This is a genomic window from Bartonella sp. AP88HLJMH, assembly GCF_042195605.1.
Taxonomy (GTDB): domain Bacteria; phylum Pseudomonadota; class Alphaproteobacteria; order Rhizobiales; family Rhizobiaceae; genus Bartonella.
The window spans coordinates 282,345-305,709 of record NZ_JBHIOR010000001.1; the positions used below are offsets into that span (position 1 = coordinate 282,345).

Genomic DNA, 23,365 nt, shown 5'->3' on the forward strand with positions numbered 1-23,365 from the left:
AAATGGGAAATAATCTAATGAAGCAAGAATATAAAATTATAAAGGCAAAAATGAGTGCTCATCTTTCCTATCATTTTTAAATTTAACTTTATATTTTTCAAAAGCGTTTATGACAATTCTTTTTAAGAGTGAAGATAATGCATTTCTTCACATTTTAGGGCATTACATCTTTAATGAATCAACCCTATTTTATGACGATTTTTTGAAAAGTGTCGCGTAAATCTTTTGTGGATGGTATAAAGATCTATTGTATGCCTATGATCTTTATTTAACAAAGGCGCAAGTTGGTAGATTTTATTCTTTTTATCAGTTTTCAAGATTCTAAAAATTTTTGTTACTTGAGATGGAAGAGGTATTTTTTAGTTTTTTTGCCGTAGCAGAAAAAGAAAACCTCCTAACACACCAGCAGCTAAAATAAACCACGTGATTGCATAAACGAGATGATTATTTCGAAAATGGATAATCGTAAGACCAACGACGGGAAGTTTTGCTTGTGGAGATGTTTTTCTGGCATCAATGAAATAAGGGGCAACAGTGGACAAACCAAGTTTTTGTGCCATAGCGGGGAGATCGCGCGTATACCATAAATTTTTGTCAGGATTATTTTTACGCGGGAAAAATCCATTTTTTTCACTCATGCGTAATAAACCTATAATCGTTGTTTGTTCTGTGTCTGTGGTAGAATTTTGCTGAGATAAGGCATTTGTATGCGATTGCTCTGTGTTTTGAAAATTGTTACGTTCATCCATGGGGATAAAGCCACGGTTGATAAAGATCAGTATATTATCAGCAGTTTGTAAGGGAGTCAAAACCCAATAGCCTGTAGTATTTTGAGCGGCAGCAGTGACTAAAATATTTTTATCTGTTAAAAATTTTCCTGTGATAATAACAGGTTGATATTCATATTTTTCAAAAGTAACATCTGACCATTGATTTTTTGGAGGGGCTTTTATGGGGGGTAAATGAATGCGCTGATTGGTACTGGTGATAAGATTTGTTTTCCAGTTTAACCGTTGTACTTGCCATATACCTAATGCACTGAAGAGAAGAAAAAAACAAATACATAAAGTTCCAAATAAAAAAGAAGAAAAACGGCAAGAATTTCCCTGAAGCTTTGTCATGGGGGGGTCTTTTTTGCTCATGATTTGTGCTTCCTTTCGGGACAATAGGCTTTTATTCTAACATGGTATATATTAAAAAAAACATTTTGTACGCGTTTTGGTGGAATTTGCACGCCTTATTGAGGAAAAAGATGAAAAATGAGCCAACAAGAGATGAAAAAGGTTTTATAAAAGACTTGACCTTTTGTTGTCGACCCCCTATTAGAAAGAAACTTCCCAATGATGCCCGTTCAAGGTTGCATTGCGCGTGTTTTGCGTTCATTGTGTCCTTTGGGTATGGGGATTTGAAAGTTTCTTAGAGTTTAAGGGTGAAGTTTATGTCTCGTGCATGTGAATTGACAGGGAAGACGGTTCTGTATGGTAATAATGTTAGCCATGCGAATAATAAGACTCGGCGTCGTTTTTTACCAAATCTTTGCAATGTGACATTGATTTCAGAGGTGTTACAGCAAAGTTATCGCTTGCGTATTTCAGCAAGTGCATTGCGTTCTGTTGAGCACCGCGGTGGTCTTGATGGTTTTTTGATTAAAGCAGACGATAAAGAGTTGTCACAACGTGCGCGTTTGTTAAAACGCCAAATCGTTAAGAAAAAAGCTGAGCAAGAAGGTGAGCAGAAGGCTGAACAAGCAGCGTAATTTTCAGCGTTATTGTTTTTGGCTTATTAACGCTTTGATTTCGGTTTTCTGTTCTAGAAGTTAAGTTTTTTGCAGATTGATCGTTTCATTTTATTGGTTCCATATCCCAGGTTAAAAAAAATGTCTTCAAGCGGTCTTTTATTAGAACAGCAAAAGAAAAGGTATGTTGTTTTTTCTATTTTTGCAATGTGCCTTGCTGTCACGGCTTCTAATATTTTAGTTCAATATCCTGTCTATTGGTTTGATTTGAATGCGCTGTTGACTTATGGGGCTTTTACCTATCCATTTGCTTTTCTAATCAATGATTTGACCAATCGTTTTTATGGTCCATCTGCTGCGCGGCGTGTGGTTTATGCTGGTTTTTTTACGGGTGTCTTTGTTTCTTGGATATTGGCGACACCACGGCTTGCACTTGCTTCTAGTTTTGCATTTTTATTTGGGCAACTCCTTGATATTGTGGTTTTTACTCCTTTGCGACGTAAAACATGGTGGAAAGCACCTTTAGCAGCAGCGTTGGTTGGTTCAGCTTTGGATACAGTGCTGTTTTTTGCTCTTGCTTTTTCTAGCTCGTTTGCTGTTTTTGATAAGATAACAGGGTATGCAGATAGTTCACTGGTGGAGAGTACTGTTTTGGGAGGGATAGGCATGCCAGTTTGGCTATCGCTTGCTTTTGGTGATTTTTCGGTAAAAATTATTATGAGCCTGTTTATGTTGATTCCTTATGGAACAATTCTTAATATTGTAAAGCTTCCTCTTTATCAATGTCATTCAAAAGATGATTCCTCTTTTGTTTGTCACAAATAAGGATTTTTGTCTTTTTGTTTTCCTGAAGCCAAGAAAATTGTACGCTATGCTTGGTGTGACACGTTAGTTATAATGGATACTTTATCATTTACCAACTTAAGTAAGAACTCCAACACAAAACGCTTTTTTATTTCAAAATTCTCTTGTGAGGAAAAGATAAAGTCATTTGTTTGAGAAGGGGCTAAATATGCTTTTTACAAATGATTCAATGTGACAGAAATTGCAACTGATGTTTATTAATAGATTGATTTAAAATGATAACTTATATTTTTCATTTGAGTGAAAGAGCCCAATATCATAAAATTTTACGCGTTTTAAATACTCTTATATTGAGTTAATAAAAATCATTTGCTTGCCTATGTTATAAGAGGAATTGGCGTGCGGACAACGTCATTTGAGAAAGAAATACTTCTTATGAAGAGCTTTAATGCAATAAAAGTGCAATATTAGGCGCTGAAAGTATATTGATTTATCTTAAAAACATTGGAAACTTGAAAGTAGGATTCTGCTTTTGGCTTGTAGCTTGTAAAGTAAAGGATGATTCTGGATTTTGCATTATGCCATATATGGGCGCTGTCGTGAAATAAGCTTGGAAGCAAGGAAGAATGTAGGAGTGCGGATAAGATATATAATGGTGTGTTCTTTTTCGTGAATGAAGTAATATTTTTTTTCGTGTTTTTCTTATATTTTATGTGAGTAAAGATTTTTTCTTTTATCCATGAGATGGGAGCTTATGTTGATAGATCACCCGTGGTGAGTACTGTTTTGGGAAGGTTAGGGGACAGGTTGGCTTTCGCTTGCTTTAGCAATTTTTGCCGAAAAATTGCTATGAATCCATTTATGCCGATTCTTTTATAAAATAATTCTTAGTGTTTAAAATATCCTCTTTGGATGATTCTTCTTTTGCGTATAATAAATACAACTTTTATCTTTTTGTATTACTGAAGGTGAAAGTTTAGGCATTATATTTTCTGTGAGAGCAGCATTTTAGAGCTATGTCTAGTGGAGATATTTTTCTATATACGTGTATTTCAATATTTAAATATAATGAAATAACACAAGATCGAGACAAAAATGGGTGATTATTCAGTCTTTTAATTTGAAGGGTACTCTGGGATATGGTCGTAAATGGAAAGTTCTAAGCAAAACTTTATCAGTCGCAATATAACCAGAAAGTAAAAACAAACTCATTACAATTTTTGAAGATGGTTGGAGCATTTCTTTTAGGATTCATAATGCATCCAGTAAAGTAGAAGCTTCTTTAAAGTTCGATATTCAATTTGTGGGATTATCTTCTCAGGTTGTTAGCCATCAAATTCCGATGGTTTAATGATAAAGATAATTTTTTAAAATGTAATCGTTGCTAATTCAAGGCAGGTTTATTTCTTATGAATATGAGTTCTTTTATCACTAAAAAGTATTTCTAATTGTTTTGTTATGGCGTCGGCGAGTTCTTCAGCATTCATAATTGTTACAGCACGTTGATAATAACGTGTGACGTCATGACCAATTCCAATGGCAATGAGTTCGATAGGGGAGTGTGTTTGGATTTCTTGAATCACTGCGCGTAAGTGTTTTTCTAAATAATTGCTGGAGTTGACCGATAGTGTCGAATCGTCAACAGGAGCACCATCAGAAATGACCATGAGGATGCGACGTTGTTCACGCCGTGATAAAAGGCGTTGATGAGCCCAAATCAAAGCTTCTCCGTCGATATTTTCTTTTAATAATCCTTCTTGCATCATTAAACCTAAATTGCGTCGTGCGCGACGCCATGGGGTATCAGCACTTTTATAGATGATATGGCATAAATCATTGAGGCGTCCAGGATTATGGAGTTTGTTTTGGGTAAGCCATTGTTCGCGCGATTTTCCCCCTTTCCAAGTTTTGGTGGTAAAACCTAAAATTTCAACTTTGACACCACAACGTTCAAGAGTTTGTGCCAAAATATCAGCACAACTTGCAGCAACGCTAATGGGGCGTCCGCGCATTGAGCCAGAATTATCAATGAGGAGTGAAACAACTGTGTCCCGAAATTGGGTGTTGCTTTCCATTTTAAAAGAAAGGGGTTGCATGGGGTCAATAATTAGACGTGGAAGCCGTGTTGTATCAAGATATCCTTCTTCAAGGTCAAAGTTCCAGTTGCGATTTTGTTGCGCCATCAAGCGGCGCTGGAGACGGTTTGCTAAACGTCCAACGATGTTTTGCAGATGATTGATTTGCTTATCAAGATAACGGCGTAAGTGATCTAACTCGTTTTCAGAACAAAAATCTGTTGCTTCCAAAATTTCATCAAATTGACGGGTGAAGATTTTATAATTGCCAAGTCTTTGCATTTGTTCCGAATCAGAAAAAAGGTGTTTGGGTTTGCTCGGCTTTTCTTGCCAAGGTCCATTTTTTTGCTCGCCGTCAGCTTGATCATTGTTGTTTGATTGTGTCGCTTGTGTTTTTCCATCATCTTGCACATCACTTTCTTGTTCAGTGCTGGTTTGTTCTTCACTTTGAGCGTGTTTTTTGTTTTTACTCTCTTCTTCTCCTTGGTCTTGAGGTTCACACGCATTTTTTAATTTTTTATTGTTTTCACTGTTAGAAGCTTCAGCTTGTTGCACTGTCATTTTGAGTGTAACAAGCATTTGGCGAACAATCTGTGCAAAAGCTTGTTGGTTGTAAATATGATGTGGGAGTTCATTGAGTTCTGCTGCTGCTTTTTGTTCGAGTTCTTTACGCCACAATTCTAAGACAGAACCCGCTTCTCTTGGAGCTGCGCGCTTTGTTATTTTTTCACGCAATAAAAGTGCAATCGCTTCTTGGATGGGGGCTTCACTTTGGTTGCTAATTTTATGATAATGGGCTCTTTTGTATTTATCGGCGAGCATGACATCAAGATTTTTTGCAAGTCCCTCCATGGTTAAAGTACCAATTGCTTCAACACGTGTTTGTTCGAGGGCATCAAAGATAGCACGTGCTTCTGATTCTGGTGGAGAAAATTGCATGTGAATGCGGTTGTCATGCCATGCTTTGCGCAGAGCCATGGAATCACCTAGTCCGCGGGTAATAGTGATGTCTTTATTCGTTGCGTATTGAGGTAATTCTGGTAAACGCGCGCAACTTTCGCTTAAAGATGGTCGGTTATGACTAAAGGAAACTTCAAGGTTGTTTGTGCCTGCAATTGCACGCATACAGGTGGAAAGTGCTTTTTTAAAAGCTTCAGCATTAAGAGTGTTGTTGGAAGAATCTTTTGCCGGATTTTTGTTGTCGCCAATATCGGTAGCCATGAGTGACAGATTCCTTAAGGCGAAACACCATGAATGAGTGATTCGGGAAGCTCTTGTCCAAAGGCGCGTTGATAAAATTCTGCAACAGTGGCACGTTCGAGTTCATCACATTTATTGAGAAAGGTTAATCGGAAGGCAAAGCCGACATCTTGAAAAATTGTTGTATTTTCTGCCCAAGTAATGACGGTACGTGGACTCATGACAGTTGAAAGATCTCCATTGATAAAAGATTGGCGTACCATATCAGCAACATGAACCATTTGTGAAATTGTCTTTTTTCCCTCAGCCGTTTGAAAAGATTTGACCTTTGAACAAATGATATTAACCTCTTTATCATGGGGTAAATAATTGAGTATCGTAACAATAGACCAGCGGTCCATTTGAGCTTGATTGATCTGTTGGGTACCATGATAGAGACCGGTTGTATCACCAAGACCAATGGTGTTTGCCGTTGCAAAAAGACGAAATGCTGGGTGTGGAGAGATGACACGGCTTTGATCAAGTAAGCTTAGTTTTCCAGAGGTTTCAAGAACGCGTTGGATGACAAACATAACATCGGGACGCCCCGCATCATATTCGTCGAAAACAAGAGCAATATTATTTTGATAAGCCCATGGCAAAATGCCCTCTTTAAATTCAGTGATTTGTAAGCCATCTTTTAAAACGATAGCATCTTTTCCTACAAGATCGATACGACTTACATGACTATCGAGATTAATTCGAAGACAAGGCCAGTTAAGACGTGCAGCAACTTGTTCAATATGCGTTGATTTCCCTGTACCGTGATAGCCAGAAACCATTACACGGCGGTTAAAGGTAAAACCTGCGAGAATCGCTAAAGTTGTTTGCTGATCAAAAAGATAATCAGGATCGATATCAGGAACATGGGGACTTTTTGTGCTAAAAGCAGGGACTTTCAGATCTGTTTCAATATGAAATAGATCGCGAGCACAAAGTGTAATATCGGGCAAATTTTCAACGGTAAGATTTGTCATTATGTTTCTGGAAGGGAGAGGACGCTATTTATTCATTAGAAACGATACAAGAGTTAAAGTATTTATGCAATGCTCTATAATGAGAGCCTTAGATATTGAAGAAAGATTTTTTTACGTATTCTATAATGTTTTGCAAAAAAAGTAACATTTTGCGCAAATAATGATGGTCTAAATGAAAATAGACTCATATAAGCGCATGTTTTCAGCACAAACCAGACTTTTTTAGCAAATTGTAAGCATGTAAAACATCACGAAAGCGCTCTTCTGAAGCACGATTACCACCATTGGAATCAGGATGGTGCTTTTTTACCAACTCTTTATATTTCATTTTGATGTCTTCTGCTGAAGCGTTTGCCTGTAGTCCCAGTGTATCAAAAGCTTTTGCTTCTAAGGGCTTTAATTTTCGTGAGAACTTATTGCTTGAATGCTGCCCAGTAAAAAGCGTGAAGGGATCGCGCATGCGATTTTGATAGGCAGCTGTGCCAGAGCGAATCTTTGCATAATTCGCGGCTGTTTTTTTCGATGTACCATTGCTCAGATCTGTAGGCCATGTCGGACGATGTCCTGTGAGAGCATCCTTTTGAAATTTTGCGATATCTTTATTGCTAAGACCAGAGAAGTAATTAAAATTTTTATTATAGGCGCGTACGTGTTCAATACAAAAATATAAATATTGTCCTTCGTGATTTCGACCTGCTGGTGCTTTATGGGACCCTGTTTTTTCACAACCTTCCCACTGACACTGTTGTGCTTCTGGCTCAGCTTTTTGTTTTTTATTTGAGCTTATGCGAATTGAATCGAATAATTTAGATGTTATTGTCATATTATTGGTTTATGCAAAATTGATTAATTTTACAAGAATTGACTTTTGAAAAATTTGTTTTCACACTTATTCTATTATGAAAAAGGTGTATTTTTGCACGTTCATTTTGTTTGAGGAATGAAAAATGTTTATAGAAACAATAATTCAGAGAAAGCTTCAGGATGCTTTTCATCCGCAAAAGCTTGAAGTGATTAACGAAAGTCATCTTCATGAGGGGCATCCTCATAATGAACATGCTTTTGATGGTAAAGGAGAAACACATTTTCGAGTGAAAATTTTATCTTCTTCTTTTTCTAATATGACACGCGTAGAAATACATCGAGCGATTTATAAAGTTTTACAAGAAGAGTTAGCTACTTGTGTTCATGCTTTGGCACTTGAGGTTGAAACACTCTAATTTTTTGATGAGACGTTTTTGGAACGGGGATGGGCCTTTTGATAGATTTTTAACAAATGGTCTGTATCGACGTGGGTATAGATTTGTGTGGTGGAAAGACTAGCGTGCCCAAGAAGTTCTTGAATCGTGCGCAAATCTCCCCCCCGTGATAAAAGATGGGTGGCAAAAGAATGGCGCAGTGTATGAGGCGTTGCAGTTTCTGGTAAACCAAGGCTTGCTCGTAAGTTGCGTACAGTTTTCTGAATAATGGCGGGCTGTAGGGGACCGCCTCGCGCCCCACGAAATATGGGTTGGTTATCCACTAAAGGATATGGGCAACATTTGAGATAATTTTGTACAGCTTCGTAAACAATTTTGATGAGAGGAACAAGGCGTGTTTTGCCGCCTTTTCCTGTTATAAATAAACTTGTTTTTTCAGGATCAGAAAATTGTTCTGGTGTGAGGCTTAAGGCTTCTGATATTCGCATTCCACAGCCATAGAGAAGCATGAGGACAGCAGCATTACGAGCGCTAATCCAAGGTTCATTTTCCAGTTGATTTTCTTGTTTGACTATGTGAAGTGCTGATTTTATCGCTAAAGGTTTTGGGAGCAATTTGGGGTGTTTGGGGCTTCGGATAAGTTGAGCCGCGGGAACATTGACGATTCCTTCACGTGATAAGTATTTGAAAAAAGAACGGATGCCTGCCACCCCTCGGCTTAAAGAGCGCGCACTTACATTGTTTGTACGCCGATAAGCAAGATAAGCACGCAAGTCACTGATGCGTAAATGAGCAAGATCTGTAAGGGTTGGTGTATGGCTTAAGTGTTGACAGAGAAAAGACAAAAATTGCCGCGTATCACGTTCATAGGCTTGCACTGTTTGTGCTGACATACGACGTGTTTGGGTAAGACACTCTAACCAATTTTTCCTTGCGTTTAAAATTGCATGGTCTGCTGGAATGAGAGGAATATTTTCATCTTTTCTCTTGTCGTTTTTGATGGGCATTATCTAGTTGAGAGTTTCTTTCTTTTTAGCTTTTTCATCGTTAGAATGACCATTCTTGTTTTGGGGTTGCTCTTCACGATTGATAAGTTGCTTTTCACCTTTGAGAGAGAGTATTTTCACAAGATTGTGTGTTGACATCAAATGCGCAAAAATTAATCCTAAAAAGCCATTTTTATGAAGTTTGGCAAGTTGGCTTGCTGATAATTTATTCAATTTTTCTTCATCAACAACCCAAAAATGTTCCAATTGCGCTGAGAGACCTTTATCGTTTTTCACATTGATGGATTTTTGGCTTAGAAGATCCATTTCTACAAGAGCATCAATAAACTCAGAGGTTTTCTCCATAGCGATTTTAAAACTTTCAAGAAAGCGAATACGTTCTTCCATAAAAGGAGAAATAGAGCCATCGGAATTAAAAAGTTCTGTTCCTGCAACTTCATTAAACATACCGGACTGTTGATCAAAGCAGACAGAAAGTTCTTTTTCATTGCTAATTTGTGCCAAAACAAAAGGATAGCGACGGACAAAAGCTGGAACATAAGTATTGTTTTTCCAACTTTTATCAGAAGCGATATAGTCATTTTCGTCATTAGAAAGACCGACAAGAGCTGCGGATGTGTAGTGCCGTTTTTTTTGTTCATCTTCGGCGCACATAAATAAAATAGGATAGTCTAGCGCTGCTTGAAAATATTCAGTACTTGCTAAAGGAACCCAATGAGTATCCTTGGCAAAAGACATATCAGTTGGAGGAGCAAATTTTAGATTTTTATGGGAAATTTTGTTGATTGGTGTGATATCTTTGTAAAATAGCATAATATTTGCCATAAGACTTTCTCCTTTATTAATTTGTTTTTTGTTACCAAGAAAGGTCTTTTAGAAGATTGTCTCATATGGCAACAAGATTGAATAGAAAACTATAAGATTGAAGGGTTCATTTTTGAGAGATAATATTTTTGCATGAAGTATAATAAAGAAAAGCTTAAAAATAAAGTCTATCTTGCCATTATTGGTATGCCTCATGGTATAAAAGGAGATGTTTTTGTTAAAATTCTAAGTGCTGAGCCACAGCGTTTCAAGTTTTACAGCACTCTTTATGATGATATGGGGCGTTCTTATGAAATTGTAACTCTTCGCATACAAAAAAATAAGGCGATTGTACGTTTTAAAGGGGTAGAAAATCGTAATGCGGCTGAGTCTTTAAAAGGTATTCGCCTTTATGTGACGCGTGATCAATTAATTGATGATTTGATGGAGGATGAGTTTTATCAAGTCGATTTAATAGGCTTGTGTGTCCAAGATTGTGGGGGGAAAATCTTAGGTGAAGTGTGTGGTTTTTTTAATTTCGGGGCTGGTGATTTGCTTGAAATACGTTTGAATACAGGTAAAAGAGTTCTTATTCCCTTTAGTAAGGCGGCGGTACCAGAAATTTGTATGGATTCTGGTTTTCTTGTTGTTGATCCCATGGCCGCTGGTTTAATTGATGGGGGAGACAATGATAAAAAGGAAATAGCTTGAATCTAAAAATAAAGATGAAGGTAAAAAACAACAGATGAATTTCGTCAATAAAAAGTGGAATGTGTGAAAATATTAAAAATGCTCTTTTGAGCAGATATTGTAAGCGCTTTATCTCGAAATAGTCCTGAATTTTTAGAGTCTTTTTTAGTGCAAGTATTTAGAAGGATCGTATTGAATATGGCGCAGATCAAGAAGACTCAGATTAACGCTATAGCGTTAAAAGTCTTGTTTGTGCTATTTTGCTATTAAGAGTCTGTTTAAGAAAATAAGGATAAGAAATAAAATGAAATTTCAGGCGCGCGTTTTAACCCTTTATCCTGAAATGTTTCCTGGTTTTTTAGGGTATTCTTTAGCAGGGCAAGCTTTAGAGCGTGGAATTTGGTCACTGGAGACGGTACAGATTAGGGATTTTGCTTTAGACAAACACCATAGCGTTGATGATAAACCTGCTGGTGGGGGAGCTGGTATGGTAATGCGGGCGGATGTATTGGCGGCTGCTCTTGATTGCTGTCCACAGGATTCGCCAAGATTGTTGATGAGTCCACGTGGGCGTCCTTTTGACCAAGCTTACGCGCATAGCTTGGCTCGTGATACGGGTGTAACGTTAGTTTGTGGACGTTTTGAAGGGGTTGATGAGCGAGTCATAGAAGCACGAGAATTAGAAGAAGTTTCTATTGGTGATTATATTCTTTCTGGGGGTGAAACAGCTGCATTGGTTATCTTAGATGCTATTATACGTCTTCTGCCTGGAGTGATGGGGAATGCAGCTTCTGCAAGGTGTGAAAGTTTTGAAAATGACTTGCTGGAACATCCGCAATATACCCGCCCTTCTCTTTTCGAAGGGCGGGGTATTCCGCCTGTATTGCTCTCAGGTCATCACAAAGCGATCGCAGATTGGCGTCAAAGCCAAGCCGAATTGTTAACACGTCAACGTCGCCCTGATCTTTATGCGCGTTATAATAAAAATCATCAGAAAACTTGATTCATATGATAAGGTGGTGTATTGCATGGCTCTCTTTTTAGAGAGTTTTTTATAAAAGGTTTTCTGTAGTTCCAAAATTAAAATGAAGGAATGGTGTATTCGCTCCTGTGTAAGACATAGCCTAAAGAGCTCCTTATTCTTAATAAAGGCTTTTTTGGTAAGAGTTGAGCGCTCTGACTGTTCGATAAAGAACATGAAGGATAAAAGAAATGAATATTATCGCACAGCTTGAAGCTGAACAATGTGCAAAAATTGAAGAAAAGCGTCAATTTCCAGCATTTCAGCCAGGAGATACAGTCCGTGTTATGGTGCGTGTGACAGAAGGTACACGGACGCGTGTTCAGGCTTATGAAGGTGTCTGTATTGCGCGTTCAGGCGGTGGGTTGAATGAGACCTTTACAGTACGCAAGATTTCTTATGGCGAAGGGGTGGAGAGGGTATTTCCTGTTTATTCTCCTTTGATTGAAGGTGTTGAGCTGGTGCGCCGTGGTAAAGTGCGCCGTGCAAAACTCTATTATCTACGTGGCTTGAGAGGTAAAGCTGCACGTATCGCTGAAAAGAGAGATTATCGGAAAAAAGCTGAAAAGGTTGTTGAGAAAGTAGAAGCAGCATCTGTCAGCACAGATGTTGAAAAGCAAGTTTCTGAGTAAAGATTATATCGGCTAAACTTTATGCAAAAGCGGCTTTTATGCCGCTTATTTGTGTCTTTCTTGATTCGTTTTGCCTTTTAAAAGGCTTGGAGGGGACATAAAAATGTTTAATCTATCAATTTTTCCTCTTTTTATTCTTAATCATGGGTGCAATTTAAGAGACCATTGCATATATCGTGGATACTCAAAAGGATAAGTTTAATCTGAAAAAATGTCTGTTTATATTTGGAAAAGATTTTAGACCTTTGACGTGAAGATAAAAGTGTATTAGATTAAGGCGAGTTTTGCGGATCATATCCGGGGAGTAATCGGTTTTTTTATGCGTGACCTTTAATCCGTTATTTGAGACAACCGACCTGTAATATCGGTATCTTGAGATGCCAAACAAGTAAAAACGAGAGAGTATGTTTAGTCGTTTTGCGCGAACTTTTTCGTTCATTGCGGTTGCAAAAACCAGGTCAGGATATTTTATGATAAACCAGGTCAGGATATTTTATGATAGAGACAACTAGGATAAAAGAGCGCCCTCGTTCCCCTCATATAAGTATTTATCGTTGGACAATTACTATGGCCATGTCCATTGCGCACCGCATTACGGGTATGGCACTTTATGTTGGAACGGTTTTTCTTGCTGTTTGGTTAATTGCTATTGCGTGTGGCGAGGAGACATTTAGAACAGTTTACGAAATGTATAGTTCTTGGTTTGGATTGTGTATTTTGTTTCTTTATACTTTGGCAGGGGTTCATCACATGGTTGGTGGTGTTCGCCACATTGTTTGGGATCTGAAGCCTTGCCTTTTGGCAAAAGAAAAGGCAACAGTCACTGCTTGGGCGACAGTGTTTATTTCTCTTATTGTTACTTTTGCGATTTGGATTATTGGATATACCGTTGTTTAGCTGGGGGTGAAAAGAGACATGAAAAAAGATTTTCGAACGGAACTTGGAAAAGTACGGGGGCGTGGCAGTGCTCATGAAGGAACAGAGCATTTTTGGCTAGAACGTTTGACGGGGTTTATCAATCTACCACTTTTGATATTTTTTATTGTTCTTATTCTTTCGCTTGTGGGAAAGGACTATAGTATTGTGCGTGCAAGACTTGCACATCCTATTGTTGCTATTTTGATGGGATTGATGACTTTTTCGGTCCTTTATCATATGAAACTTGGTATGCAGGTAGTGATTGAAGATTATATTCCACGTGAAGGTTTTCGGATATTCTTTTTGACGTTAAATATTTTATTTTGTTTTCTCATAGGTGGTATCATTATTTTTTCTCTTTTGAAAATTGCATTAGGGGGTTAAACAAGTATGGCGGGTACAGGATCATCTCTGGGTGCTAAAGCAGGTAACGCCCCTTATCGCACTGTAGATCATAAATTTGATGTTGTTGTTGTTGGGGCAGGTGGTGCAGGATTACGTGCGACACTGGGTATGGCAGAACAAGGATTAAAGACAGCTTGTATTACGAAGGTTTTTCCAACGCGCTCACATACGGTTGCAGCACAAGGGGGAATTGCTGCATCGCTTTCAAATATGGGACCTGACAATTGGCAGTGGCATTTATATGATACCGTGAAAGGTTCTGATTGGTTGGGCGATACCGATGCAATGGAATATTTGGTGCGTAATGCTCCTGCTGCTGTGTATGAATTAGAACATTATGGCGTTCCTTTTTCGCGAACGCAAGAAGGCAAAATTTATCAGCGTCCTTTTGGCGGACATACGACACAATTTGGTGAAGGTCCGCCTGTTCAGCGTACTTGCGCAGCAGCTGACCGTACAGGCCATGCCATTTTGCATACGCTTTATGGACAAAGCTTAAAGCATAATGCGCAATTTTTTATTGAATATTTTGCACTCGATCTCATCATGACGGATGGGGTTTGTACGGGGGTTGTGGCATGGAATCTCGATGATGGTACAATACATCGTTTTTCTGCCAAAATGGTTGTTCTTGCAACCGGTGGTTATGGACGGGCTTATTTTTCTGCGACATCGGCGCATACCTGTACGGGTGATGGTGGTGGAATGATCGCACGCGCTGGATTGCCACTTCAGGATATGGAGTTTGTGCAATTCCATCCGACAGGGATTTACGGTTCTGGCTGCTTAATTACAGAAGGAGCTCGTGGTGAAGGAGGCTATTTAATCAATTCTGAAGGTGAACGCTTTATGGAGCGTTATGCACCTTCCTTTAAGGATTTGGCTTCACGTGACTTGGTTTCGCGTTGTATCACACTTGAAATTCGTGAAGGGCGTGGCGTTGGACCTAAGAAGGATCATATTCATTTGGTTCTCAATCATATTGATCCTGCAATCTTGCATGAGCGTTTACCAGGGATTTCAGAATCAGCACGGATATTTGCAGGGGTGGATGTAACAAAAGAGCCTATCCCCATCTTGCCAACGGTTCATTATAATATGGGTGGGATTCCTACCAATTACTACGGGGAAGTTCTCAATCCAACGGCTGATTCGCCTGATCGTATTCAACCAGGGCTGATGGCGGTAGGAGAAGCAGGATGTGCTTCTGTTCATGGTGCTAACCGCTTGGGGTCAAATTCATTAATTGATCTTGTGGTGTTTGGTCGTGCTGCTGCCATTCGCGCGGGTGAAGTTATTGATCGGAATGCAGAAATTCCACCCATCAATGAAGAAGCTGTTGACGAAATTATAGCGCGTTTTGATCGTTTACGTTTTGCACAAGGGGCAATACCAACAGCTGTATTGCGTGAAAAAATGCAACGCACGATGCAAGAAGACGCAGCAGTCTTCCGTACAGAAGATTCTTTGAAACAGGGATGTCAACGGATGAATAAAATCTGGGGGGAATTGTCGGATCTCAAAGTCACAGATCGTTCTCTGATATGGAATTCTGATTTGGTTGAAACATTAGAGCTTGAAAATCTTATGGCGAATGCAATCATGACTGTTCATTCTGCCGAAGCACGTTCAGAAAGCCGTGGCGCTCACGCTCGTGAAGATTATCCAGAGCGTGATGATAAAAACTGGCGTAAACATACGATTTCACATTTGTCAAAAGAGGGTAAGGTGACATTATCATATCGACCTGTCCATGTGGACCCGTTAACATCTGAAGCTGATGGTGGGATCGATTTAAAGCGCATTGCACCTAAAAAACGGGTTTATTAAGGGGAGAATGAAATATGGTACAAATTAAGCTTCCCAAAAATTCTCAAGTAAAACCGGGAAAGGTTTGGCCTAAACCTGAAGGTGCTACAAAGCTGACGGAATTTCACGTGTATCGTTGGTCGCCTGATGATGAGAAAAATCCTCATTTAGATACTTATTATGTGGATCGTTCTGCTTGTGGTCCTATGATTCTTGATGGGCTTTTGTTTATTAAAAACCATATTGATCCAACTTTGACACTTCGTCGATCATGCCGTGAAGGCATCTGTGGTTCATGTGCTATGAATATTGATGGAACCAATACATTAGCTTGTACCAAAGGGATGGATGATGTAAAACATCCCATTAAGGTCTATCCGTTGCCTTCCATGCCGGTTGTTAAAGATTTGGTTCCTGATTTAAAGCGTTTTTATGCACAACACCGAGTCATTGAGCCTTGGTTGCAAACAGTTTCTCCTGAACCTGCAAAAGAATGGTTACAAAGTCACTCCGATCGCCAAAAAATCGATGGCCTTTATGAATGTATTTTGTGTGCGTGTTGTCAGACTTCATGTCCAAGTTATTGGTGGAACGGTGATCGTTATTTGGGGCCCGCTGTTTTGCTTCAAGCTTATCGCTGGATTGCGGATTCACGTGATGAGATGTGTGGTGAACGTCTTGATAATTTAGAAGATCCTTTCCGCCTTTATCGTTGCCATACGATTATGAATTGTGCGCAAACTTGTCCAAAGGGATTAAATCCAGCGAAAGCGATTGCTGAAATTAAAAAACTCATGGTTGAACGCCGCCTTTGAAAATTTACTGATTGATCAAAATAAAGCGCAAGGTGGGAAATTGTATCTCCTTTTAGCAATTAAATCTCTAAAAGAAGATCGGCTGCTTATGGGGGCGCAGTAGCTATAATCATTCTAAAAGCGAAGTAATCTCTAAAAATTAAGCAATCCTTGTAGAAGCAATCCTTGCAATGGCTGAGCAGAAAACTCATAGTTGAATATTATCTTTGAAATTTGACCGATTAACGAACAGTAAAAAGAAAAATAGAAAATTGTGCGTGTTTTTGTGCCTCTTTGAGGCTTAATCTCTAAAAATTTATTGGCTTCTATGAGGCGGTTAGTATAGTTATTATTGCCTTTAAAAAGGCATTAGTCTTTCGAGTAAACTATACTTTAAATAGCGTTCTATGTAAAAACAATAAAATCAATATGCCATGTGTTTTTATTTTTATTAAATTCGCATCATAATTTATACTTTGATGCAGATTTAAGTAATCATTTTTTATAAAAAATGATTACTCTGTATAAATATAGCACAAAAATAAATGCTGATACAAATATTAAACGCATGTAAATTATCTAAATGAAATACAAAGGAGTGATCATTATGACAATTCGTCATTTTACGACACATTTATTGTAATATCGAAAACATTGCTAATATTCAAGGATTAGGAATTTTTGATAATATCATTATATATATAAAGGTCATATTTTTTATTTTAAAGATTGGATTGTTAATCGCATTAAAAAACAAAATTTATAGTTCTCAAAGAATGGAGAACGTAAAATCCCTCTCTATTGTAGAGATAGATCATACAGTTAAGGGGGAAGTAATTTAAAATTATTGTAACGTCATAGATTTAAATTCATTAAAGAGCAGATAAGACGTTTGAAAAATAGCAAATTTATAGGTTTCTCTAAAAATTTAGAAAATGATAGTAAGAATTCTAAGAACACATGTTGCGAATGTGGAATAAGCGGTGTTTGTAGGTTCGTTTGAGTTGAATAAATTCAATCATCAAAGAAAATATGTTGTATTTTGACGAGTTTCGGAGGTTTTGATTTTATATGTTTTTATCTATAAAAATAGAGATTTCTAGGTTTAGATCTTATTTATTATGTTAGGGTATTTCATTGTTCTTGTATGTATGCTTAAGAAAGTTGTTTAAGCAGTAAAAGTGTTTTTTATTTTTCAGCATAAAAGATATTTCTTAACATGAAAAAGAGGTGTCCAAGTATTAACGGTATAATCAGTCATTGTTTTGGTATTTATTCTGTTGTGCCATAAAATACTATCGTGTTTAGGATGTGGTAATTAGAGTGGTTAGAAGGTGAAATCTGCTAGGCGAGGGGGCGGATTGTTTGCAGATTAGTTTGCGTGTTAAGAGGCTTCGTCCTTTGAGGTGTGGTAGGTGGAGTCTGTTAGCCAATTACGTAAATGAGAGAGAAATCTACGTGGACAGGTTTTTAGTCTAATCTCTCTTATATATTGTGATGGGAAATTCACCTTAATAAGGACTACGACCGGTTACAGAAAACAGAAATCATTGCGAAAAAACAAGCGTGCTTATTTTAAAATTTTTAATATTTGTGATCATAATGGCATGCGAAATCTCCTGTAGTATCACGCAGACCGTTCGTATTCTCGAGCCAAGAATTGTTCATATATCCTCTTCAATCTGATCTTCACGAATTGATGCAAGAGATGGGTACGAACACCTGTAAAAATAAGCAGATGCAAAGCCAGTTGTATCATTATTGTTGCTTTGCAGAGTGTTTGATAAAAATCTGGAACATTTCTCCAATTCATTGCCGGTTTATTAATGACTTTATGGCGTTGTTTTTCTAAAAGAGCTTTTGCTGTTGCAGCTTTCACTTATCAGATGGGAGTTAAGAGTATTATGTATCTCTGTTGACGTAATCTTTGAAAGTCGCTATACAGCCTCCTAATTTGAGGAGAATATGAAGCTGTAAAGGTGCAAACCAGTTTCCATTTTAGCATCATTTTTAATTCTGCTTTACGACTTTCAAAAGCATCTAGAGTAATGTCTTTTAAATAATAGAGATTACGCATTGCTTCACGCTTTTGTTTCTCTCGTTCTTTAATAAGATCAAAACCCTTATGTAAAACAGAACGTCCCGAGCCAAATACACTTTGCTTGTCAATTTGCACGCTTGTTTTTAAGAAACCTTTCTTTAAGGTGCCTAAGCTTATTTCATTACAGAGCTCGTGGATGGTATAATGGTAAAGCCCCGATGAACAATATAAAATTTATAGAGCATCTCCATTTTTACACTTCATAAAAGAGCAAGTTGGGTGCCATTAGACACTTTGCAAACTCCCAATATTGTGACAATTTGGGGCATTTTGGATGGTTTATAAAAGGCATTTTTAGTGCTTTTTGTACAGTTTCATTCTATACGGCTTTATTTACTTATAATGTGCAAGAGACATGGTTTTGGTTAATAAACAGCTTTGAAATGAGAGAATCCTACGGTACTAAGATCTTTTATCCAACACGCAAAATAATGAAAACTCTTTATAAGTCAATGTGACGTGGCTTAAGAAGAGTGATTGTAGATCTGTTCTTTTAGGAATTTTTGCTTTTTGTGGTGCAGAGAAGAGAGCAGGAATATTCAGAGTAGAGCTTACCTTATGGAATCTATGGATATCGTCTTTAGGAGAGGGACATAAGCCACGTGATATGGTTAGCAAAGCTTGCCTAAGAGAAATTTGGTTGTTTACGAACAACTGGAGGTTAAGAATCTTTCTTCGTCCGAAGAAGACGTCTATATACCACTATACTTTTTATTACCAAATAGAACGTGGTTTATGGATGCTAAATCGAAATGATAATTTATTTCGTATGAGGTTTTCCGTATTTGGAGATTGTTTGGTTAAAAAACATATTTATTAATCACTTGAAAATAGCGCTTAGAATTTTTAAACGATAAGTTTTGGTCTTGATGACGATAATTATTTGTGATGATCGAAAGTACCTATTTTACGAAGCTTTCATTGATAGGCGAATCAAAATTTATTCTTTTCTTTTGTTTAAATATTTATTTTGCAACTATTTTTTCTTTTTTGCATCAAAGATACTTTTTCAAAAGGTAAATGGAAAGAATGATCAAAGGCAAGAGAATAAAGAGAGCCTTATGTATAATTTGGTTTTCTCGTAGAGTTGTTGTCTATTAACTTTTTTCTTTTTTTCTTCATGAAGAGTGTAGAAAATCCATCGGAGAAGCAAAGAGAATAGGAAAAGTTAAATAAATAGCCGTAACAATTAGTTACGGCTATTTTTGTTTGCTTCATATTACCGAGAGAGGAAGCTCACCTTAAGCGATTTTTGATTTAGCAAAAATCGGGTCGTAAAAGACTTCAGAGAGTTTTCTATCTTTAAAGAACAACACTACGTCAACTGTTGTATAGAGAACGATTTTTATCATTTCTAACTCGAGTTGCCGGCCAATTTCTGATCTTTTAATCAAGGTGGCACATCGCTCAAATGTTTGCAAAGCGCTGTTGGCATGCGTTGTTGTAATCGATCCGGGATGACCAGTGTTGAGCGAATTGAGATATTCCCATGCTTCATTGCCTCGCAATTCAGCGAGAAAAATTCTGTCAGGCGACTGACGCATACACGCATCTAGGCATTCTTCAGCTGAAACACGGCCTACATTGTTACCATAAATCATATGTACATGATTGGGATGATTGGGTAGAAAAAGCTCATGAACATCTTCAATTGTGATAATACGCTCCTCTACAGGGACCTTTTCAATTAAAGAGCGCGCAAATGTTGTTTTACCAGATCCTGTTTTGCCTGCAATAATAATGTTGCGTTTGTGAAGGACGCATTCTTCCAAAAATTCAAGAATTTTTCCCTCACGTTTACTTTGTAAGAGTTGAACTTCAAATGGTTCCAACCGTGTGAAGTCCTGCCTCGATAACAAGTTATTGGCTTCTTTTGCTGAAGGCTTATTAAAACTTACATCAGAAAAATCGTCAAATGCCCCTTCTTCTTTGAGTTCTTCTAACGTTTTAACTATGAGAGAATGTTTACGAATTACAAAGGAAAGAGCACCATCAACAACAGCTGGTGTTTGTATAATTGTACCACGTTGTCCACCAGGCAAGAGCACATAATTAATACTTCTGGGAGCCATACCGTTATAAACGATAATAGCTGTAATAAGCGTTTGCAAAAAAGTGGTTGTTAACTCTGGTACGCTATGTACTTGCCAACCCTTAAAGCTTTTCGTCCATACTTCACAGGGGCGGCAAATCGATAATTCAGTGATCGTGGGATCTTCTAAAAAACAATCAAGCGGTTGCAGAAGCTGAAAAACTGCTTGATCTTTTTGTATCGGGTTAACGTGTGACGAGACTGTAGACATCGCTGAAATCCAGATCACGAGCAACAAAAATATTTACTCGTTCGCCTTGGTTTTTGTAAAGTGTTGGTGTGATATTGATGGAATTTTGAAGAACATCGACTGCTATAGATTCAGCATTCTGAGCTCCTTTATTTTGTGAGTTATCTTTATTTTCTTTGCTGCTTTTACCAACTTTTCCTCTTACCCATTCTCCTAAATCACCGATAATGCTTACCATAATTGCACTACCAAATCGTTCCCAAAAATGTCTGTCAACCCAGCCACCAATACCCGCTTCACCCAGAGGACCTGTGCCTGGTGAGTCAAGATTGACAACAACACCAGAAGGCGTTTCAATGCGTAACCATTGCACAAACACGCGCGTTTGTCCTTGTTGTATGCCACTTTGGTAAAAACCAACAACTTTAGAACCACGGTCAAGCAAAACAACACGTCCACTCGTGGAATAAATATCGCGTGTTAAATGACACGTCGTCATTCCGGGTTGTGATGTAATGATTTTTGTTTCTAACGTACAATCTATTTGCGTTCCTTGTGTAATCAAAAAGTCACGGTTACGAAGTTGCATCGCATGTGATTGACCTAAACGCACGGGCTGAAGGTTATCAAATAATACGCCATTACCTCTATCATTATTCGATGCTTTATTATTTGTATCTGTAGATCCTTCGCTACCACCGTTGTTAAGGCTAGAACTGAGCATACGTTTGCGTGCTAATTCTTCAGAATCTTGGAGCATATGTGGAGGAATGGCTGTTTGAAGAAGTTTACTCAATGCCGGTGGAATATCCAAGTTTGAATCTTCTGTTTGTGTTGATTTTTCTGCTTCTTCTACAATCTTTGGCTCTTCTATAATCCGAGGGACATAGTTTGGTATAATTTGCTGTACTATTTGTTGTGGTTTTTCTTCCTCAACCTCCACGGTATTACGCATTTTAAAAGCTTTCCAAGTCAAGGCAATCGGTATCGCTACTATGACAATAAGTCCTACCATTAACAATGCACGGGTACCTGGAATTGTTGGACGACGTTCAGAACCTAGTTCGGACCCTCCATAGGTACCTTCAATATGTTTTTGTTCGACGTTGTCCAGTTTTGTACCTTTTCCCTCTCCTTCCTTATTGTCAAACATCATTTTCCTCCTTTATTGATACGATAAACCACCGAAGATACTGTCCCTGTTGTGTTTGGTACGCCATTGGGGTCATAGGCTTCATTAAAAACAGCTAGAGCGCGTTTACCAAGCCGTATAAGCCATTTAGGATTGACCTTATGAACGGCGATAATATCATTAGAACTGCCGATAACGGTGCGTGGTATTAAGCTTTCATTACCTTCAGCATCTACGACATAAATCGATGGCATATCCATGTTAGCGGGAAATTTGAAGTAAGTAATACGCCCATTGTCCCAAGCATTTATCGGAGCAATATCTTGGTGACCACTCATGGTATAACTGAGATTATAGCCGTTGACGCTTTGGTGAAAACCACGTTCAATCGCAAGGCGCCGATTGTTTTCTTCTGACTTTTCATCGTTTGAATCGGGATAATGGAAAGCCAATTCATATGTTGATCCCGCACGGTCATTCCGAAATTGTAGTCGGAATTTATAACTCCGTTTGTCGGTTACAACGATGAGATTGGTATTGGCAAGTTCTGCTTTTGGTTTAATAAAAATATGCCGCCCTTTATGAGCAAAGGCATAGGCTTCAGAATCGCCAAAGGCATGAGTTATGTACTGTTCACCTTCTTCAAGAATAATATGTGTTGCCACACCAAGAACTGTTTCAATTTGAACCACATCGGCTTCGTTATATGTTATATAGCGAATGCGATGATCATATTGTGAATTTGATGGACTTTTGAGCGCCTGCACAGGTACCGTATAAAGAGAAGAAAACGAAGACAATAGAACAACGAACGCAAGTTTTTTCATAACAATCAATTCCTTAATCATTCAACAGTATTTCTGGGTCAGAACGGTAACTTGTTACTTGAAAACCAAGGGGGTTAAGCAATCGATCAGATGATTTCATGGGTGCACCAACATAGGTGTAACCAATTGTTGCAATTTGGTGCTGTTTTGGTCCAGTAGCAGCACCGTTGCTGTCAAGTTGCTGAGTCGTAAAACGTACAGTTGCTTGACCGAGTCCATTAGGCTGGATTGATCGTACTTTAACTGTAATACGTGCTTTGTTGGAAAGCACTTTGTCCCGTGCATTTTCTCCATCATAGATTTTATAATATTCTTGTTGAACAGATGCCGCACTTAAAAGTGCTGTTGTGTCATAGTTCAGTTGAATAGTATCGTAGTCGTAAGTTTCGCGGTTAAGTACATATTGGTTTAGCCAATATCTATCTACAACTTCACCATAGCTTTCTTCGTGTTCACGCATGATTGAGATAACATCAACTGCACCCGTCGTATTATCAACGCGCAATACTAAGGGAGTTGGAGCTGGTTGAGAAAATCCAACAACTCCACATATCATACCGAATAAGCCAAAAAGACCCACAGTACTCGCAACACGCCATGCCGTTCTGCGCGACCTTATAAATTCATTGATAAGATCACGTTCTAAGCCACGGCTTTCTTCATAATAACTTCTAAGTTGTTCGGCTTTCACTGGTTTTGCTTGTTTTGTTTTCATCTGTCTCCTCGCTTGATTTCGGCAGGGATTGTTTTATTAATAGGCACGCGGTTCCTATCATTGGGCTGTTTTAGCTTTGGTGCTAATGCACAAGCCGATAAAAGGTTTGCAATCAAAATTATAAGAATGATCGACTTCATTTTAATATGACTCTTTTTACTGTTATATACATTCCGATATTTATTGTCATTATTATAAT

The 23,365-nt window shown here is 38.1% G+C and carries 21 protein-coding genes and 1 pseudogene; 11 read left to right on the plus strand and 11 right to left on the minus strand.

Features of this window, described 5'->3' with window-relative positions; translation table 11 throughout:
• Nucleotides 1–359: 359 nt before the first annotated feature.
• Nucleotides 360–1,142 (minus strand): SURF1 family protein, encoded by a 783-nt coding sequence (locus tag ACFIMA_RS01050; RefSeq protein WP_375612234.1) that lies wholly within the window; start codon nt 1,140–1,142, stop codon nt 360–362.
• A gap of 296 nt (nt 1,143–1,438) precedes the next feature.
• On the opposite strand from ACFIMA_RS01050, the gene rpmB reads away from it, so the two are divergent.
• The 3 genes and pseudogenes from rpmB to ACFIMA_RS01065 form a co-directional block, all read left to right on the plus strand.
• Nucleotides 1,439–1,756 carry a 50S ribosomal protein L28 gene (gene rpmB / locus ACFIMA_RS01055; RefSeq protein ID WP_375622115.1) on the plus strand — a complete coding sequence of 106 codons (318 nt, stop codon included), beginning with the start codon at nt 1,439–1,441 and terminating at the stop codon, nt 1,754–1,756.
• A gap of 120 nt (nt 1,757–1,876) precedes the next feature.
• Nucleotides 1,877–2,560: a VUT family protein gene (locus tag ACFIMA_RS01060; protein WP_375692971.1), complete on the plus strand. Its 684-nt coding sequence runs from the start codon at nt 1,877–1,879 to the stop codon at nt 2,558–2,560.
• A 1,183-nt stretch (nt 2,561–3,743) separates the two neighbouring features.
• Nucleotides 3,744–3,890 (plus strand): annotated as a pseudogene (locus tag ACFIMA_RS01065) (HaeIII family restriction endonuclease); the annotation flags it as partial.
• A gap of 49 nt (nt 3,891–3,939) precedes the next feature.
• Here ACFIMA_RS01065 and cobT read toward each other — a convergent pair.
• The 3 genes from cobT to ACFIMA_RS01080 all read right to left on the minus strand — a co-directional run bounded on the left by cobT (nt 3,940) and on the right by ACFIMA_RS01080 (nt 7,653).
• Nucleotides 3,940–5,835: a cobaltochelatase subunit CobT gene (gene cobT, locus ACFIMA_RS01070; RefSeq protein ID WP_375692970.1), complete on the minus strand. Its 1,896-nt coding sequence runs from the start codon at nt 5,833–5,835 to the stop codon at nt 3,940–3,942.
• Nucleotides 5,836–5,849: 14 nt separating this feature from the next.
• Nucleotides 5,850–6,830 (minus strand): cobaltochelatase subunit CobS, encoded by a 981-nt coding sequence (gene cobS, locus ACFIMA_RS01075; RefSeq protein WP_375612717.1) that lies wholly within the window; start codon nt 6,828–6,830, stop codon nt 5,850–5,852.
• A 202-nt stretch (nt 6,831–7,032) separates the two neighbouring features.
• Nucleotides 7,033–7,653 carry a J domain-containing protein gene (locus ACFIMA_RS01080; RefSeq protein ID WP_375606021.1) on the minus strand — a complete coding sequence of 207 codons (621 nt, stop codon included), beginning with the start codon at nt 7,651–7,653 and terminating at the stop codon, nt 7,033–7,035.
• A 124-nt stretch (nt 7,654–7,777) separates the two neighbouring features.
• On the opposite strand from ACFIMA_RS01080, the gene ACFIMA_RS01085 reads away from it, so the two are divergent.
• Nucleotides 7,778–8,050 carry a BolA family protein gene (locus ACFIMA_RS01085; RefSeq protein WP_375612716.1) on the plus strand — a complete coding sequence of 91 codons (273 nt, stop codon included), beginning with the start codon at nt 7,778–7,780 and terminating at the stop codon, nt 8,048–8,050.
• On the opposite strand, the gene ACFIMA_RS01090 is transcribed toward ACFIMA_RS01085, so the two are convergent.
• The gene (locus tag ACFIMA_RS01090; RefSeq protein ID WP_375632436.1) at nt 8,047–9,036 is read right to left on the minus strand and encodes a tyrosine recombinase XerC; all 990 of its coding nucleotides are present in this window, start codon (nt 9,034–9,036) and stop codon (nt 8,047–8,049) included. The two genes, ACFIMA_RS01085 and ACFIMA_RS01090, sit on opposite strands and share 4 nt — an antisense overlap.
• 3 nt (nt 9,037–9,039) lie before the next feature.
• Complete coding sequence (locus tag ACFIMA_RS01095; protein ID WP_375632437.1) at nt 9,040–9,861, minus strand: SapC family protein; 822 nt, start codon at nt 9,859–9,861, stop codon at nt 9,040–9,042.
• A gap of 132 nt (nt 9,862–9,993) precedes the next feature.
• Here ACFIMA_RS01095 and rimM point away from each other — a divergent pair, with 132 nt between their 5' ends.
• From rimM to ACFIMA_RS01130, 7 genes are all read left to right on the plus strand, one after another.
• Nucleotides 9,994–10,551 carry a ribosome maturation factor RimM gene (gene rimM / locus ACFIMA_RS01100; protein WP_375618306.1) on the plus strand — a complete coding sequence of 186 codons (558 nt, stop codon included), beginning with the start codon at nt 9,994–9,996 and terminating at the stop codon, nt 10,549–10,551.
• Between the two features lie 283 nt (nt 10,552–10,834).
• Nucleotides 10,835–11,533, plus strand: a complete 699-nt coding sequence (gene trmD, locus ACFIMA_RS01105; RefSeq protein ID WP_375612244.1) for a tRNA (guanosine(37)-N1)-methyltransferase TrmD — start codon at nt 10,835–10,837, stop codon at nt 11,531–11,533.
• A gap of 209 nt (nt 11,534–11,742) precedes the next feature.
• Nucleotides 11,743–12,183 carry a 50S ribosomal protein L19 gene (rplS, locus tag ACFIMA_RS01110; RefSeq protein WP_375612245.1) on the plus strand — a complete coding sequence of 147 codons (441 nt, stop codon included), beginning with the start codon at nt 11,743–11,745 and terminating at the stop codon, nt 12,181–12,183.
• Nucleotides 12,184–12,678: 495 nt separating this feature from the next.
• Entirely contained in the window at nt 12,679–13,080 is a 402-nt protein-coding gene (sdhC, locus tag ACFIMA_RS01115) for a succinate dehydrogenase, cytochrome b556 subunit (protein WP_375692969.1), read from the plus strand.
• 18 nt (nt 13,081–13,098) lie between these two features.
• Nucleotides 13,099–13,485: a succinate dehydrogenase, hydrophobic membrane anchor protein gene (gene sdhD / locus ACFIMA_RS01120; protein ID WP_375612246.1), complete on the plus strand. Its 387-nt coding sequence runs from the start codon at nt 13,099–13,101 to the stop codon at nt 13,483–13,485.
• A gap of 6 nt (nt 13,486–13,491) precedes the next feature.
• Nucleotides 13,492–15,336, plus strand: coding sequence for a succinate dehydrogenase flavoprotein subunit (sdhA, locus tag ACFIMA_RS01125; RefSeq protein WP_375620955.1), 1,845 nt, complete (start codon nt 13,492–13,494; stop codon nt 15,334–15,336).
• Between the two features lie 14 nt (nt 15,337–15,350).
• Entirely contained in the window at nt 15,351–16,130 is a 780-nt protein-coding gene (locus ACFIMA_RS01130) for a succinate dehydrogenase iron-sulfur subunit (protein ID WP_254492569.1), read from the plus strand.
• Between the two features lie 3,321 nt (nt 16,131–19,451).
• Here ACFIMA_RS01130 and virB11 read toward each other — a convergent pair.
• The 5 genes from virB11 to ACFIMA_RS01155 are packed head-to-tail and all read right to left on the minus strand — an operon-like array spanning nt 19,452 to nt 23,306.
• Nucleotides 19,452–20,513, minus strand: coding sequence for a P-type DNA transfer ATPase VirB11 (virB11, locus tag ACFIMA_RS01135; RefSeq protein ID WP_375618302.1), 1,062 nt, complete (start codon nt 20,511–20,513; stop codon nt 19,452–19,454).
• Nucleotides 20,488–21,645 carry a type IV secretion system protein VirB10 gene (gene virB10 / locus ACFIMA_RS01140; protein WP_375681425.1) on the minus strand — a complete coding sequence of 386 codons (1,158 nt, stop codon included), beginning with the start codon at nt 21,643–21,645 and terminating at the stop codon, nt 20,488–20,490. Before virB10 ends, virB11 begins: the two co-directional genes overlap by 26 nt.
• Nucleotides 21,645–22,451, minus strand: a complete 807-nt coding sequence (gene virB9, locus ACFIMA_RS01145; protein WP_375606008.1) for a P-type conjugative transfer protein VirB9 — start codon at nt 22,449–22,451, stop codon at nt 21,645–21,647. Before virB9 ends, virB10 begins: the two co-directional genes overlap by 1 nt.
• Before the next feature lie 13 nt (nt 22,452–22,464).
• Nucleotides 22,465–23,166, minus strand: coding sequence for a virB8 family protein (locus ACFIMA_RS01150; protein WP_375606007.1), 702 nt, complete (start codon nt 23,164–23,166; stop codon nt 22,465–22,467).
• Nucleotides 23,163–23,306, minus strand: coding sequence for a TrwH protein (locus tag ACFIMA_RS01155; RefSeq protein ID WP_273790050.1), 144 nt, complete (start codon nt 23,304–23,306; stop codon nt 23,163–23,165). The genes ACFIMA_RS01150 and ACFIMA_RS01155 overlap by 4 nt, the downstream gene beginning before the upstream one ends.
• Nucleotides 23,307–23,365: the final 59 nt, after the last annotated feature.

Coding starts and splice junctions, on each gene's coding strand:
- ACFIMA_RS01080 (WP_375606021.1), bottom strand. CDS start 7,653: ATGACAATAACATCTAAATTATTCGATTCAATTCGCATAAGCTCAAAT.
- ACFIMA_RS01155 (WP_273790050.1), bottom strand. CDS start 23,306: ATGAAGTCGATCATTCTTATAATTTTGATTGCAAACCTTTTATCGGCT.
- sdhA (WP_375620955.1), top strand. CDS start 13,492: ATGGCGGGTACAGGATCATCTCTGGGTGCTAAAGCAGGTAACGCCCCT.
- virB9 (WP_375606008.1), bottom strand. CDS start 22,451: ATGAAAAAACTTGCGTTCGTTGTTCTATTGTCTTCGTTTTCTTCTCTT.
- virB11 (WP_375618302.1), bottom strand. CDS start 20,513: ATGTCTACAGTCTCGTCACACGTTAACCCGATACAAAAAGATCAAGCA.
- rimM (WP_375618306.1), top strand. CDS start 9,994: ATGAAGTATAATAAAGAAAAGCTTAAAAATAAAGTCTATCTTGCCATT.
- sdhD (WP_375612246.1), top strand. CDS start 13,099: ATGAAAAAAGATTTTCGAACGGAACTTGGAAAAGTACGGGGGCGTGGC.
- virB10 (WP_375681425.1), bottom strand. CDS start 21,645: ATGTTTGACAATAAGGAAGGAGAGGGAAAAGGTACAAAACTGGACAAC.
- ACFIMA_RS01085 (WP_375612716.1), top strand. CDS start 7,778: ATGTTTATAGAAACAATAATTCAGAGAAAGCTTCAGGATGCTTTTCAT.
- rpmB (WP_375622115.1), top strand. CDS start 1,439: ATGTCTCGTGCATGTGAATTGACAGGGAAGACGGTTCTGTATGGTAAT.
- ACFIMA_RS01095 (WP_375632437.1), bottom strand. CDS start 9,861: ATGGCAAATATTATGCTATTTTACAAAGATATCACACCAATCAACAAA.
- trmD (WP_375612244.1), top strand. CDS start 10,835: ATGAAATTTCAGGCGCGCGTTTTAACCCTTTATCCTGAAATGTTTCCT.
- ACFIMA_RS01090 (WP_375632436.1), bottom strand. CDS start 9,036: ATGCCCATCAAAAACGACAAGAGAAAAGATGAAAATATTCCTCTCATT.
- ACFIMA_RS01150 (WP_375606007.1), bottom strand. CDS start 23,166: ATGAAAACAAAACAAGCAAAACCAGTGAAAGCCGAACAACTTAGAAGT.
- ACFIMA_RS01060 (WP_375692971.1), top strand. CDS start 1,877: ATGTCTTCAAGCGGTCTTTTATTAGAACAGCAAAAGAAAAGGTATGTT.
- sdhC (WP_375692969.1), top strand. CDS start 12,679: ATGATAGAGACAACTAGGATAAAAGAGCGCCCTCGTTCCCCTCATATA.
- cobS (WP_375612717.1), bottom strand. CDS start 6,830: ATGACAAATCTTACCGTTGAAAATTTGCCCGATATTACACTTTGTGCT.
- rplS (WP_375612245.1), top strand. CDS start 11,743: ATGAATATTATCGCACAGCTTGAAGCTGAACAATGTGCAAAAATTGAA.
- cobT (WP_375692970.1), bottom strand. CDS start 5,835: ATGGCTACCGATATTGGCGACAACAAAAATCCGGCAAAAGATTCTTCC.
- ACFIMA_RS01130 (WP_254492569.1), top strand. CDS start 15,351: ATGGTACAAATTAAGCTTCCCAAAAATTCTCAAGTAAAACCGGGAAAG.
- ACFIMA_RS01050 (WP_375612234.1), bottom strand. CDS start 1,142: ATGAGCAAAAAAGACCCCCCCATGACAAAGCTTCAGGGAAATTCTTGC.